11 protein-coding genes are annotated in these 13,375 nt (G+C 66.8%); 4 read left to right on the plus strand and 7 right to left on the minus strand.

The window, feature by feature from the left end:
* Nucleotide 1 precedes the first annotated feature (1 nt).
* The 4 genes from Q9235_RS01620 to Q9235_RS01635 form a co-directional block, all read right to left on the minus strand.
* The gene (locus tag Q9235_RS01620) at nt 2–1,477 is read right to left on the minus strand and encodes a DUF1800 domain-containing protein (protein ID WP_306225047.1); all 1,476 of its coding nucleotides are present in this window, start codon (nt 1,475–1,477) and stop codon (nt 2–4) included.
* Between the two features lie 156 nt (nt 1,478–1,633).
* Complete coding sequence (locus Q9235_RS01625; RefSeq protein WP_306225048.1) at nt 1,634–2,032, minus strand: DUF1801 domain-containing protein; 399 nt, start codon at nt 2,030–2,032, stop codon at nt 1,634–1,636.
* 24 nt (nt 2,033–2,056) lie between these two features.
* Nucleotides 2,057–3,148, minus strand: coding sequence for an ATP-dependent DNA helicase (locus Q9235_RS01630; protein WP_306225049.1), 1,092 nt, complete (start codon nt 3,146–3,148; stop codon nt 2,057–2,059).
* An 81-nt stretch (nt 3,149–3,229) separates the two neighbouring features.
* Nucleotides 3,230–4,957, minus strand: coding sequence for a methyl-accepting chemotaxis protein (locus tag Q9235_RS01635; protein ID WP_306225051.1), 1,728 nt, complete (start codon nt 4,955–4,957; stop codon nt 3,230–3,232).
* Nucleotides 4,958–5,089: 132 nt separating this feature from the next.
* On the opposite strand from Q9235_RS01635, the gene Q9235_RS01640 reads away from it, so the two are divergent.
* On the plus strand, nt 5,090–6,079 hold the full coding sequence (locus Q9235_RS01640; protein ID WP_306225052.1) for an alpha/beta hydrolase: 990 nt from the start codon (nt 5,090–5,092) through the stop codon (nt 6,077–6,079).
* A gap of 19 nt (nt 6,080–6,098) precedes the next feature.
* On the plus strand, nt 6,099–6,953 hold the full coding sequence (locus Q9235_RS01645) for an alpha/beta fold hydrolase (protein ID WP_306225053.1): 855 nt from the start codon (nt 6,099–6,101) through the stop codon (nt 6,951–6,953).
* Between the two features lie 17 nt (nt 6,954–6,970).
* Here the strand turns inward: Q9235_RS01645 and Q9235_RS01650 are convergent, their stop codons facing one another.
* The gene (locus Q9235_RS01650; protein WP_306225054.1) at nt 6,971–7,555 is read right to left on the minus strand and encodes a GNAT family N-acetyltransferase; all 585 of its coding nucleotides are present in this window, start codon (nt 7,553–7,555) and stop codon (nt 6,971–6,973) included.
* Between the two features lie 89 nt (nt 7,556–7,644).
* Here Q9235_RS01650 and Q9235_RS01655 point away from each other — a divergent pair, with 89 nt between their 5' ends.
* Nucleotides 7,645–8,262, plus strand: a complete 618-nt coding sequence (locus tag Q9235_RS01655; protein WP_306225055.1) for a LysE family translocator — start codon at nt 7,645–7,647, stop codon at nt 8,260–8,262.
* 12 nt (nt 8,263–8,274) lie between these two features.
* On the opposite strand, the gene Q9235_RS01660 is transcribed toward Q9235_RS01655, so the two are convergent.
* Together Q9235_RS01660 and Q9235_RS01665 are read right to left on the minus strand one after the other, a co-directional pair.
* Nucleotides 8,275–8,970 carry an SDR family oxidoreductase gene (locus tag Q9235_RS01660; RefSeq protein ID WP_306225056.1) on the minus strand — a complete coding sequence of 232 codons (696 nt, stop codon included), beginning with the start codon at nt 8,968–8,970 and terminating at the stop codon, nt 8,275–8,277.
* Nucleotides 8,971–9,004: 34 nt separating this feature from the next.
* Nucleotides 9,005–12,604, minus strand: coding sequence for a hydantoinase B/oxoprolinase family protein (locus tag Q9235_RS01665; RefSeq protein WP_306225057.1), 3,600 nt, complete (start codon nt 12,602–12,604; stop codon nt 9,005–9,007).
* 222 nt (nt 12,605–12,826) lie between these two features.
* Between Q9235_RS01665 and Q9235_RS01670 the strand changes: the two genes are divergently transcribed.
* Entirely contained in the window at nt 12,827–13,375 is a 549-nt protein-coding gene (locus tag Q9235_RS01670; RefSeq protein WP_306225058.1) for a TRAP transporter small permease, read from the plus strand.

Consider the following 13,375-nt stretch of genomic DNA (forward strand, 5'->3'; position numbering starts at 1 on the left):
GTCACCTCCGCTGGAATTCCGGCGACATCAGCAAGAGCGCGATCGCCTGCGGTTTGCTCTCGGCCCGCGCCACCGCCTGCTTCGTCTCAGGCGAAAGCAGTGATCCGAGAATGTCGTCGGCGAGCACGCGCGGGTCCGCGGCGGAACCCGCCGCCTGCCGCCCCCAGCCCGCCGCGACATCGACCCGTGTTTTGAGCCCCTCGGCCGAGGCCCAGGCGGCATTGTCGTCGGCATAGCCATTGGGGCCGGATGGTTGCCAGAACGGCTGGCCCATCACGCCGGCCGGCCCGATGATCTGGCCGAAATCCGGCTTGCGGCCGAGCGCACGATAGGCCGCCAGCAGGAACTCCTGCGGAGAGCGGATCTTGCTGGCCGGCGCCCGCCAGACCGCATCGTCCTCGATGAGCGCGCGATAGACGGCCGGCAGGTCGCCGCCGCTCTTCCGGAAAGTCAGCGCCAGCTTGTTGACCAGCGCACGCGACGGCGCATCGGCGACGAAATGACGAACGAGCTTCGTCGCGATGAAACTGGCCGTCGCCGGATGGCGTGCGAGGTCGGTCAGCGCGGCGATGCCCTGCGCCTTGCCCGGCTGGTCGTAGCGGCGCCCGAGCAAAGGCGTCACGCCCGGTTCGTGCAAGCCGGCATTGAAGGCGAAGGAGCCGGGAAAGCCGAGCACGCCCTCGCGCCCGACCACAGTCCAGCCCGTGATGATCCGGGCGAGATTGGTCACGTCGGCCTGGGCATAGCCGCCAGAGACGCCAAGCGTGTGCAACTCCATGATCTCGCGGGCGAGGTTCTCGTTGAGGCCGCGCCCGCGACGGCGTCCGGCAGGCGAATTCGGGCCGACCGACTGGCGGTTGTCGAGGAAGTCCAGCATCGCCGGATGGCTTTCCGCTGCGATCAGCATGTCTTCGAAGCGGCCGAAGACATGCGGGCGGATCGCCTCGCGCTCATAGGCGCCGGCCATGATCCGGCACATGTTGCTCTTGGTCGCACCGATGCAGAAATGGTTCGACCAGAACATCACCAATCGCTCGCCGAACCCGGTCTCGGTTGCGAGCGCGAGATCAACCCGCGCCTTCACCTCGTCGCGATAGGTCCGGTAGGGCAGTGCCGGTTCGTTCGCTGGCTTTTGCGGCCGGGCCATCTGGTTCTGCGATCCAGCCGGCGGGCCTTGCGGTGCGGCGCCCGCGACCTCCATGCCCTGCTGTGCGCCTGACATGGGTGGCGCAACGGCGACGCGGCGCGCCTCGCGCTCCCGTCTTTCCTGATCCTCGAAATCATAGAGCGCCTTGCCGATCTCGGCCGCGCCGGAAAAAGTCACGCCCTCGGGCTGTGCGACGCTGCCAGCAGCAATCTCCGCCAGCAGTTTTTCGCGAATCTGCGCCCGCGCCGCCTCGCCCTGTCCGGGTTTCGACCCCAGGCCGAACCGCTGCAGTGCAATCGCCCCTGCCCTCAGTTCGCCGGTCTCCGCCATCTGCCAGGCCTCCGCTGGTCGTCGAGCGAGGATCGATATCGACTATGGCGAAAAGCCGGCGGCTTTCATGACAATTCGGCAATGTTCGCCGGATTGCAGGTCGAATCCGGGTAAACTCAAGCAATCTGCTCGAATTCTCGCCAATCCGGTCGGGGCTCAGCGGGCTTTCTTGCTGGACATGTTGAGGGCGACGGCCTCGCCGATGAGAGCCTTGAAGGCGCTCTCATCGATCACCTCGCCCTCGCGGATATCGATAGCGCGGCGGGCATTGCCCTCAAGACTCGAATTGAACAGCCCGGCCGGGTCCGCCAGCGAAGCGCCCTTCATGAAGGTCAGCTTGACCACGCTCTTGTAGGTCTCGCCGGTGCAGATGATGCCGCCATGGGACCAGACCGGCACGCCGCGCCACTTCACCTCCTCGACCACGTCGGGATCAGCCTCCCGGATCAGTGCTCGCAATCGCGCCAGCGTCGCACCACGCCAGTCGACGAGCGATGCGATCTTCGCGTCAATGAGCCCGGAAGCCGCCTGGTCCTGAACCTCGTCCTTCGCCATGGCGGCCCTCCCTCTGTCCAGTGCCTACACCACCACCGTGATCGCCTCGGCCGCGCGCGTCAGGCCGGTATAGAGCCAGCGTGCCCGGTGCTCGCGGAAAGCGAAACTCTCGTCGAAGAGCACGACATCGTCCCATTGCGAGCCCTGCGACTTATGCACGGTCAGAGCATAGCCGAAGGTGAACTCGTCGGTGTGCTTGCGCAGCTCCCACGGCACCTCCTCCTCGGTACCGTCGAAGAAATTCGGCAGTACCGAGACCTTCACCGCCTTGCCGCCGGCATCATCCTCCGGCGTGACGCGCATGGTGATCAGCCCCTTCTTCGAGGTCTTGATCTCCTGCACGATCCAGGAGCCGCCATTCAGCAGGCCCTTGCTCTTGTCGTTGCGCAAGCAGACCAGCTTCTCGCCGGCGACGGGGCTGTTATCCGCACGGCCCATCAACTGGCGGATGCGGGCATTGTAGTTGCGCCGCGTCTTGTTCATGCCGACCAGCACCTGATCGGCGCCCATGACGATCTCGGGATTGATCTCATGGCGCCGGATCACCCGGCTCGGGCCGTAATCGCCGAGCTCGAGCTGCCCGCCCTCGCGCACGATCATCGACATCCGCACGATCGGATTGTCCGCCGCCTGGCGGTGGACCTCGGTCAGCATGACGTCGGGCTCCTGCTCGGTGAAGAAGCCGCCGCCCTTGACCGGAGGGAGCTGCGCGGGATCGCCGAGCACCAGCACCGGCGTGCCGAAGGAGAGCAGGTCCCGGCCCAGTTCCTCGTCGACCATCGAGCATTCGTCGATGATGATCAGCTTCGCCTTTGCCGCGGCGCTGTCGCGGTTCAGCGCGAAGATCGGGCTCTCCTCATCGACGCCGCGCGAACGATAGATCAGCGAATGGATCGTCTGCGCGCCATGGCAGCCCTTGTTGCGCAGAACCAGCGCGGCCTTGCCGGTATAGGCGGCGAAGACGACATCGCCATCGACGGCCTCCGCGATATGGCGTGCGAGTGTCGTCTTGCCGGTGCCGGCATAGCCGAACATGCGGAAAAGCTGCGGCTCGCCGGATTGCAGCCAGCGCGCCACGGCGGTCAAAGCCATATCCTGCTGGGGCGACCAGCTCATCGCGGGACCATCATCGAAAAAGGCATGCCGCAGATGGGGCCGAGTCGGGCCGTGAGGCAAGCCCGGCGTCGCCGAAACTGCTCAGGCTGCGCGCAGGCGCCGGACGAAAGCCTCGGCCTCGGCCTGCAGGGCATCGATCTGCCGATCCAGCTCCTGCGCACTCGCTGCTCCGGTATCCGCCTGGCCGACGGTCTGGAGATTGGCCGTCGCGATCTCGCCCATCGCCAGCGCAGCCGTGCCGGTCACATCGGAGATGCGCGCGACGGTCTCGCCGAGCGAGCCCAGCAATTCGACATGAGATCCCACTATGGTCGCGATCTCGGTGCCGGTCTGCTCCACCGCCGCGACGCTGGCGCCGATCGCGGACACCGCTTCCGCCGCATGGGACAAGGCCTCGTCAGCCAGCGCGATCCGCCGCACGATCCGCCCGGCGGCATCCGATGCCTGGTTGGCGAGCGTCTTCACCTCGGCGGCAACCACGGCGAAGCCGCGCCCATGGGCGCCGGCCCGCGCGGCCTCGATCGTCGCGTTGAGGGCGAGAAGGTTGGTCTGGCGTGCCACCGCATCGATGATCCCCACGACATCGCGAATCTGGGCGGCGTTCTCGGTCAGGCTCGTCACCAGCGCATGTGTCCCGGCGGCCTCGCGCGTCGCCTCGGTCGCCATTTCCGAAACGCGCCTGACTTCGCGATTGATCTGGCCGAGGACGAAATCCAGCCGCAAGGCCGCTTCGCTGGAGCGGCGCGCATCGATCCCTGCCCCGTCGACCGAAGCCGCCGCCGTCTCGGTGCTTCGCGAGATCTGATGGACGCGAACGGCGCTATCCTGAAGCGCCATGCGCAGCGTTTCGCTGGCGAGTCCGATTTCCCCGAGCAGCGCACCGAGCCGCGCCTCGAACTCGTCGGCAATTCCGGCGAGCTCGGCATTCCGGAGCTGCTCCAGCCGCCTCGCGTCGTCGGCCTCGCTCTCGCGCGTCACCAGTGTCGCGCGGATCTCGCTGAGTTGGCGCACGACGCGGGCGAGCTGGCCGATCTCGTCCGCCCGCTCGCGATGCGGCACCTCGATGATCCGGTCGGATGCCACCGCTTGCTGGATCGCCGCCATCAGGTTGCGCAACGGGCGCGTCAACTGGCTGCGCAGCATCAGCAAGGCGAGAAGCCCGCCCGCCAAGGGCAGGAAGATCGCCAAAAGGATCGTCCGGAAGCGAACCGCTTCGGCCCGTGCGCCGGCTCGAATGGAAGCCTCGCCAGCCCGCTTGGCGAGCTTGTCGCGCAAGGCAGCCGTCGTTGCGACGATCTCGTCGACATTGATGCGCGCCTCGGCCGCGCCAGCCTCCAGCAAGGCAGCCTTGGCCGAAACGCGCTGGCCGATATCGACGATGCCGTGCTGGAAGGCGATGAAGGTCTTGATCCGCGCATCGAGTGTCGGATTGGCCTCACGCAGGCTTGCCGGCAAGGCGGAGATCAGGTGCGCCCGGGCCGCGTCCACCAGCTCGATGGCAGCATCGAGCTTGCCGACCATCGCCTCGATCTCCTGCGGAGAGCTGTCCATATCGACCCGGCTGAGCAGCGCTGCGGCCGCGATCCGGCTCGACAGCAGCGAAGCGCTGCCAGCGAGGCGGATATCCGAGAACGCCGCCGCATCGATGCGCCGGGCCTCGTCGAAACCGCGCAAGGCGCTGGCGAGCCCCAACGCACCGGCGAGAGCCAGCAGGGCGAAGAAAATCATGATCTTCGCCGTCAGTCCCAGTCGCCGCATCGCCGCCTCAGTCTCGTATTCGCCGTCCATGTGGCAGAGGCGAACGAACACGAAGTTAACGCGGAGCAAGATGACACAACAATATCAATAACTTAGCCGGATATGTAATAATTCGCCCCGCAGCCTCCCAAAGCGGAGCGGGATACGATTGCGAGGGATCGCCGGCCGGCCTAGCTTCGCGCCATGAGACGTCGCGCCAAACGAATCCTGCTGCTCTGCCTCGCCCTTGCCTTCGCGGGCTACGCTGCCTTCGTCCTGTCGCCCTGGCCCTCGGCGCTGCTGACGCGGCTTGCTTTTGGTTACGGCGCTGCGAAGACAACGGCGGCGCTCACCCCCCATGCCCCGATTGGCATCCGCGAGCAGCGCGACATTCGCTATGGCAGCGCGGAAGACGAAAAGCTCGACATCTACCTTCCGCCCGGCGATGTCGAACCCGGCCGCCCGACCATCGTCTGGATCCATGGCGGCGCCTTCGTCGCCGGCGATCGCAAGGACGTCGCGCCTTACCTGAAAATCCTGGCCGGGCGCGGCTTCGCCACAGTCGCCATCGGCTATACCCGCGCGCCCACGGCCCGCTATCCGATGCCAGTGCTGCAGGCGAACGCCGCACTCGGGTTCCTCCAGCGCGAGGGGCAGCGCCTCGGCCTCGATCCGGCACGCATCGTGCTGGCCGGGGATTCGGCCGGCGCGCATATCGCCGCCCAGCTCGCCGCCGGCCTGACCGGCACGGATTATGCCGGGCGGCTCGGCTTGAAGCCCACGATCCCGCCCACGAGCCTGCGCGGCACCGTCCTGTTCTCCGGCGCCTTCGATCCGACAGCCTTTGAATTGACCGGCCCCTTCGGCGGTTTCATCCGCTCCGTGCTCCTCGCCTATTTCGGCACGTCGAGCCCGTTCGACAGCGAGCAGATCACGGAGGCGGCCGTGCCGCGCTATGTCACTGAAGCCTTCCCGCCGAGCTTCATCTCGGTCGGCAACGGCGACCCGCTGGCGCCGCAATCCGTGGTGATGGCGCAGGCCCTGCGCGACCGCGGCGTCAGGGTCGACACCCTGTTCTTCCCGCCCGAGACCGATCCGAAGCTCCCGCATGAATACCAGTTCGATCTCGGCCGGTCCGAGGGAAGGCAGGCGCTCGATCGGCTGACGGCCTTCCTGGTCGGGCTGAAGAACTGAATTCCCGGATACGAGAACCATGCACGTCACCGTGAACGGGGTTCGCCTCTACGTCGATATCGAGGGCGCCGGGCTGGTCCCCGACGGGCCGCGGATGCGTGAGAAACCGACGCTCGTCCTGCTCCATGGCGGACCGGGCTTCGACCACAGCATGTACAAGCCCGCCTTCGCGGCTTTGAGCGATATCGCCCAGATCGTCTATTACGATCACCGCGGCTGCGGCCGCAGCGAGAACGGCCCGACCGAGCGCTGGACGCTCGACCAGTGGGGCGACGATGTCAGGGCTCTCTGCGATACGCTCGGCATCGAGAACCCGATCGTGCTGGGAACCTCCTTCGGCGGCTTCGTCGCGCAGGCCTATGCAACGCGCCATCCCGGCCATGCCGCAAGGCTGGTCCTGATCAGCACGGCCGCGAAGTTCGATTTCCAGCGGGTCTATGCGGCTTTCGGGCGCCTCGGCGGCGCCGAAGCGGAACGCGCCGCCCGAGACTATTGGTCGGCACCGTCAGACGAGACACGAGCGGTTTACAGCAAGATCTGCGTCCCGCTCTACGCCCCACGCAACCGTGCGGATGATGGAGCGTGGGTCGCCCGCGCCATCTCGCGCAACGATACCGGCGTCCACTTCAACGGCCCCGGCAACGAACAAGGCCGCTTCGACTTCAGGGATGCGCTCGCGGGCGTATCCTGCCCGGTCCTCGTCATGGCCGGAGACAAGGACCCGATCACGCCGATCGCCTTCAGCGAACAGATCGTGGCCAGCCTCCCGCCCGAGCAGGTCGAGTTCCGGCGCTTCCCCGGCTGCGGCCATGGCATCGTCGCCGACGATGAGGAAGGCGCCTTGCAGGCGATCCGCGACTTCATCCTTGCCTGAGGTGAAAGCCGCACCGCCTACAGCACCAGCCTGAGCAGCGGCCGCCCCGGCTTCTGCCGGGCGACCTCGGTGAAGCCGGCACGCAGGAAGACGCTTTCCGGCCCGACATAGAGCCCCTCGGCGCTGCGCTTGTCCTGATTGTCCATGGCCGCCGCCTCGATCAATCGCGCACCGCTCCTGCGCGCGAAAGCCACGGCACCGTCGACCAGCGCTCCGGTGACGCCCTTGCCGCGAAAGCCCCTCCTCACGAAGAAGCAGGAAGCCGCCCAGTTGCGGGTATCCTCGGCCGGCGCATCCGGCAGCGGCGTCGAAGCACGGCGCGGATTGTTCCATTCGGGGATGTCGGCGCGCGGCCCGACCTGCAACCAGCCGACCGGCTTGCCTTCGATATAGGCCAGCACGCCGGGCGGCGGCCCCTTCCTCACACGGTCCTCGAAGAGCTGCCGTGCGCCCTCGCCGAGCAGCGGCTTCCGCAAGCGCTGCGGCATGCGGAAATGGTTGCACCAGCAGCCATAGCAGGGGCCCTGCGGACCGAAGAGATCCTCCAGATCGCTCCAGCGCTCGGGCGTCAGCGGCGTCACGTCAAAACCCGTCGGCAGCATCGCGACCTCCCATCCGCAGCAAGGCAGAGCATCTGGACAGGCGGCCAGGTTCGGCAGATCACTGTGCGACATCGCCGGAGGCCAGCGCCATGTCGCTCGAAACCTATGCTGCCTATCTCGTCGCCTGCATCTTCATCATCATCGTTCCAGGCCCGACCGTCACGCTGATCGTCGCCAACAGCCTGAAGCACGGTACCCGCGCCGGCCTCCTCAACGTGGCAGGAACCCAGGCCGGGCTCGGCGTCATGGTCCTCGTCGCCGGTATCGGGCTGAGCTCGGTGATTGCCGCCCTCGGCCACTGGTTTGAATGGGTCCGGCTCGCCGGCGCGGCTTACCTGATCTGGCTGGGCTGGAAGATGTTCCGCTCGGCCGGCGCCGATCTCGACGGCACGGCGCCGGCGAAGCCGCCGCGCGGCGGCTTCTTCCTGCAGGGCGCTTTGGTCGCACTCAGCAACCCGAAGACGCTGCTGTTCTTCGGCGCCTTCTTCCCGCAATTCCTCGACCCCGCGCGCGACCACGCCACCCAGATCGCGATCATGGGCGCCACCGCCCTCGCCTTCGCCGCGCTCAGCGACGGCGCCTATGCCCTGCTCTCCGGCAGGGCCGGCCATCTGCTGTCGCGCAGCAGGGTCCGGCTGCTGTCGAAGCTCAGCGGCGGCTTCCTGGTCGGGGGCGGGCTCTGGCTCGCCTCGACGCGGGCGAACTGAGACCGTCTGCCGTCACCAGGCGATCGCCTCGCCGGTATAGTCGCGGAAGCTGTTGGTCTCGGCCATGCCTGAGGCGTCGATGGTGCGGATCAGGCCATTGGCGCTCTCGGCCGGCGTGATGTCCGCGCCACTGCCGCCCATGTCGGTCTGGACCCAGCCGGGGTGGAACAGCATCACGCTGACATCGCGCGACCGTACGCTGTTGCCGAACACAACCATGGCCATGTTCACGGCCGACTTGGACGAGCGATAGATCAGCGCATTGCCGGGATTGGCCGCAATGGAGCCCATGCGGCTGGAGATCGTCGCGATCTTGCGGCCCTGCCCAGCCTCGACATTCGGCAGGAAGGCCTGCGCCACCCGGATCGGCGCGTAGACATTGACCTCGAAGACCTCGCGCCAGGCGTCGAAATCGACGTCGAGCCCGCTCTGCCGGTCGCGCGGGCCGTAGAGCCCGGCATTGTTCAGGAGCACGTCGATCGGCTGCCCGGCGAGCGCCTCCTTGGCCGCAGCGACGCTGGCATCCGAAGTCACGTCGAGTTCGACCGGAATCAGCGCGGCCGGATGCTCGGCCGCGAGCTCGGCGAGCGCCCCGCCCCAGGGATTGCGCGCCGCTGCGATCACGCGGTCGCCCCGGCGCAGCAATTCGATGGTGATGGCAAGTCCAATGCCGCGATTGGCGCCGGTGATCATCCAGGTCTGGGGCATGTCCGTCTCCATGGTCAGGAGACGGACCTAAACCTCAATCCCGTGCTTTGCCATAGCCGCCTGCCGTCGGCGTGATCACAGTCACCGCCTCGCCGGCCTGGAGCAGGGTCTGGTCTGAGGGCTTCAGCTCCTCGACCGCACCGGACAGCCGGCGCACCAGCGTCTTGCCGAGCTCGCCCGCCTCTCCGCCATCGACGCCGAAGGGCCGCACCCGGCGATGCGAGGCGAGGATCGCGCAATCCATCGTCTCGCGGAAGCGGATGGTGCGCGAGGTGCCGTCGCCGGCCGACCATTCGCCCTTGCCGCCGGAGCCCTTCCGGATATGGAAATCCTCTAGCACGACCGGGAAGCGCGTCTCCAGGATCTCCGGATCGGTCAGGCGCGAATTGGTCATGTGGACATGCACGCCCGACGTGCCATCGAAGCCGGGACCGGCCGGCGAGCCCGAGCAGATCGTCTCGTAATACTGGTACTGGTCGTTGCCGAAGGTCAGGTTGTTCATCGTGCCCTGCGAGCAGGACATCGCCTTGAGCGCACCGAACAGCGTGTTCGTCACCGCCTGCGACACCTCGACATTGCCCGCCACGACCGCCGCCGGATAGCGGGGACTCAGCATCGAACCATCCGGCACGACGATCCGGATCGGTCTGAGGCAACCGGCATTCATCGGGATCGCGTCGTCGACCATGACGCGGAAGACATAGAGCACGGCGGCGCGGGTGACGGGCGCCGGCGCGTTGAAATTGTCCGGCCGCTGCTCCGAGGTGCCGGTGAAATCGACCGTCGCCTCGCGCTTTTCGCGGTCGATGGTGATCTTCACCTTGATCGCGCAGCCCTGGTCCATTGGGTAGGTGAACTCGGAATCGTGCAGCTTGGTGAGCAATCGCGCCACGCTCTCGGCCGCGTTGTCCTGCACATGGCCCATATAGGCCTGCACGACATCGAGGCCGAAGGAGCCGATCATCTTCTTCAGCTCGGCCAGGCCCTTCTCGTTGGCGGCGATCTGCGCCTTCAGGTCGTTGACGTTCTGCACCACGTTGCGGACGGGATAGCGCGCGCCGGTCAGGAGCTTGACCAGTTCCTCCTGGCAGAAGCGGCCCTGATCGACGATCTTGAAATTGTCGATATAGACGCCTTCCTCCTCGATATTGGTCGCGAGCGGCGACATCGAGCCCGGCGCCGTGCCGCCGACATCGGCATGGTGACCGCGGCTCGCGACCCAGAACAGGATGTCCTTCTCCTCGGGGTCGAAGACCGGTGTGCAGACCGTGATATCCGGCAGGTGCGTGCCACCGTTATAAGGCGCGTTCAGGCAGTAGACGTCGCCCGGCTTGATCACCGGGTTGTTGGCGATCACCGTCTCGACCGAGCGGTCCATCGAGCCGAGATGCACCGGCATATGCGGGGCGTTGGCAACGAGCGCGCCGGTCTGGTCGAACACCGCGCAGGAGAAGTCGAGCCGCTCCTTGATGTTCACGGAATAGGCGGTGTTCTGCAGTGTCACGCCCATCTGCTCGGCGATCGACATGAACAGGTTGTTGAAGATCTCGAGCATTACCGGATCGGCCCTGGTGCCGATCGCGGCCTGCTGGACCAGCGCCTTGACGCGGACGAGGACCAGATGGTCGCGGGCCGTGAGCTTCGCGCTCCAGCCCTCTTCGACGACGACGGTCTGGTTCGGCTCGATGATGATGGCAGGTCCCGCGACGCTCTGGCCCGGCTTCATCGCCTCTCGGCGAACGATCGCCGCATCGTGCCATTGGCCCTTGGCGAAGAAGCGGGTGCGCTCGGCCGCAACCGGCTCGCCGGCCTGCTCGGCAGCAGCCGCTTCCTCGAATTTCGCGCCGCCGCCGACGGCCTCGACCTCGACCGCCTCGACGACCAGCGCCTTGGTCTTGTCCATGAAGCCGAAGCGGGCCTTGTGTGCCGTCTGAAAGGCTTCCTGCATCGCCGCCCGCGTGCCGGCCGGGACCGCGATCGCGGTATCGGTGCCGGAATAGCGGATATGGGCGCGCACGTGGATCGCGATATCGCCCTCGGCCACGCCCTGGCCAGCAACCTCAGCCTTCGCATCGGCGGCAAGCTTCGCGGCGACGGCCTCGATCGCGGCCTTCGCTTCGCCGTCGAGCGCAACGTCCAGCGCCGACGTACGGGTCGAGCGGATTTCGGCGAGCCCCATGCCATAGGCCGAGAGCAGGCCGGAGAACGGATGCAGCAGCACGGTCTTGATGCCGAGCGCGTCCGCCACGAGGCAGGCATGCTGGCCGCCGGCACCACCGAAGGAGTTCAGCGCATAGCGGGTGATGTCGTAGCCGCGCTGCACCGAGATCTTCTTGATCGCCTCGGCCATGTTGGCGACGGCGATCTGGATGAAGCCGTCGGCGACCTCCTCAGGGCTGCGCCCGTCGCCGACCTCGGCCGCCAGCACCGCGAATTTGTTGCGGACGATGCCGACATCGAGCGGCTCGTTCTGGTCAGGCCCGAAGATCGCCGGGAAATAGGACGGGATCAGCTTGCCGACCATGACATTGGCGTCGGTCACCGCGAGCGGCCCGCCGCGGCGATAGGCGGCTGGACCCGGATTGGCGCCGGCCGAATCCGGCCCGACACGGAAGCGTCTTCCATCGAAATGCAGGATCGAGCCACCTCCGGCCGCGACCGTATGGATCAGCATCATCGGCGCGCGCATGCGCACGCCGGCGACCTCGGTCTCGAAGGCGCGCTCGTATTCGCCGTCGAAATGGGCAACGTCGGTCGAGGTGCCGCCCATGTCGAAGCCGATCACCTTGTCGAACCCGGCCGAGCGGCCGGTCTCGGCAAGGCCGACCACGCCGCCGGCCGGGCCGGACAGGATCGCGTCCTTGCCCTGGAACAGCTCGGCCGCGGTGAGGCCGCCCGAGGACATCATGAACATCAGGCGCGCGCCGGTGCGGGCGACGTCGAGCTCTTCCGACACCTGCTGCACGTAGCGGCGCAGGATGGGCGAGAGATAGGCATCGACCACGGCGGTATCGCCGCGACCCACCAGCTTCACCAGCGGCGAGACCTCATGGCTGACCGAAACCTGCGGGAAGCCGATCGCGCGAGCGACCCTGGCCGCGACCTGCTCATGCGCCGTGTAACGGTAGCCATGCATGAACACGATCGCCACAGTGCGGAAACCGGCATCGTACTGCGCCTGCAAGGCCTTGCGGATCGCCGCCTCGTCGGGCGCGCGCTCGACCGTGCCGTCGGCCAGCACGCGCTCCTCGATCTCCTCGACCGCGTCATACAGCGCCTCGGGCAGGACGATCTGCTTGGCGAAGATGTCCGGCCGCGCCTGGTAACCGATGCGCAGCGCGTCGCGGAAACCCTTGGTCGTCACCAGCAGCGTGCGGTCGCCCTTGCGCTCCAGCAGCGCATTGGTGGCGACGGTGGTGCCCATGCGGACCTCGCCGATGGTCCCGGTCGGGATTGGCTCGCCCGCCTTCAACCCGAGATGCTCGCGGATCCCCTGCACGGCGGCATCACGATAGGCACCGGGATTCTCGGAGAGCATCTTCCTGGCATGGAGATTGCCAGCCGGGTCACGCCCGATCACGTCGGTGAAGGTGCCGCCACGATCGATCCAGAAGTCCCAATGCGCCGCCGACATAAGACGTTCTCCCCTCCGTCAAGCCAGCCGAGGTTTACGCTGACGTTTTATCGATAAATCGTCGATGAGTTATTGACAAGGCGATTCTGCGGGCTACGATCCCAAATGTGGCTGGAACATGGCTGAGGGGCCAGGCCGGCGGAAAGCGGAGGATGCGACGATGCGAGCCAATCTGGCAATCGGGCGCGAAGGCGCCCCCATCAGGCGGGGGCACTCCCTCCCATGATCCGCCGCACGCTGGACACACTCTATCTCTGGGCCGGCTACGCCGCCGGCCTCTTCCTCATCATGATCTTCCTGCTGATGATGGGGATGTCGATCGGCCGCGAGGTCGGCCTCAACATTCCCGCCGGCGACGATTTCGCCTCGTGGTGCATGGCCGCGATGGCCTTCCTCGGCCTCGCCCATACCTTCAAGTCGGGCGACATGATCCGCGTCGGCCTGCTGATCGACCGCTTCCAGGGCCGCAGCCGCTGGTTCTTCGAGGTGTTCTCGCTGGTTCTCGGCCTCGGCTTTTCCGGCTTCTTCGCCTGGCACGCCACGATCATGACCTGGCAGTCCTATGCGTTCAACGACGTCGCCGGCGGCGTCGTGCCGATGCCGCTCTGGATCCCGCAGCTCGGCTATTCCGGCGGCCTGATCATCCTCTTCATCGCGATGCTCGACGAGTTCGTCCATGTCGTGATCCGCGGCCAGGAGCCGCGCTACGAGAAGCCCCCCGCGAAATCGGACGAGGAAATCGTCGAGCGCGCCATGGCAAGCGGAGTCTGA

It is taken from the genome of Bosea beijingensis, from assembly GCF_030758975.1.
GTDB classification, from domain to species: Bacteria; Pseudomonadota; Alphaproteobacteria; order Rhizobiales; family Beijerinckiaceae; genus Allobosea; species Allobosea beijingensis.

What these genes read in the sequence shown, in the direction of transcription:
- Q9235_RS01655 (WP_306225055.1), top strand. Translation starts at nt 7,645, where the DNA reads ATGTCGCTCGAAACCTATGCTGCCTATCTCGTCGCCTGCATCTTCATC.
- Q9235_RS01620 (WP_306225047.1), bottom strand. Translation starts at nt 1,477, where the DNA reads ATGGCGGAGACCGGCGAACTGAGGGCAGGGGCGATTGCACTGCAGCGG.
- Q9235_RS01660 (WP_306225056.1), bottom strand. Translation starts at nt 8,970, where the DNA reads ATGCCCCAGACCTGGATGATCACCGGCGCCAATCGCGGCATTGGACTT.
- Q9235_RS01670 (WP_306225058.1), top strand. Translation starts at nt 12,827, where the DNA reads ATGATCCGCCGCACGCTGGACACACTCTATCTCTGGGCCGGCTACGCC.
- Q9235_RS01630 (WP_306225049.1), bottom strand. Translation starts at nt 3,148, where the DNA reads ATGAGCTGGTCGCCCCAGCAGGATATGGCTTTGACCGCCGTGGCGCGC.
- Q9235_RS01650 (WP_306225054.1), bottom strand. Translation starts at nt 7,555, where the DNA reads ATGCTGCCGACGGGTTTTGACGTGACGCCGCTGACGCCCGAGCGCTGG.
- Q9235_RS01665 (WP_306225057.1), bottom strand. Translation starts at nt 12,604, where the DNA reads ATGTCGGCGGCGCATTGGGACTTCTGGATCGATCGTGGCGGCACCTTC.
- Q9235_RS01625 (WP_306225048.1), bottom strand. Translation starts at nt 2,032, where the DNA reads ATGGCGAAGGACGAGGTTCAGGACCAGGCGGCTTCCGGGCTCATTGAC.
- Q9235_RS01640 (WP_306225052.1), top strand. Translation starts at nt 5,090, where the DNA reads ATGAGACGTCGCGCCAAACGAATCCTGCTGCTCTGCCTCGCCCTTGCC.
- Q9235_RS01645 (WP_306225053.1), top strand. Translation starts at nt 6,099, where the DNA reads ATGCACGTCACCGTGAACGGGGTTCGCCTCTACGTCGATATCGAGGGC.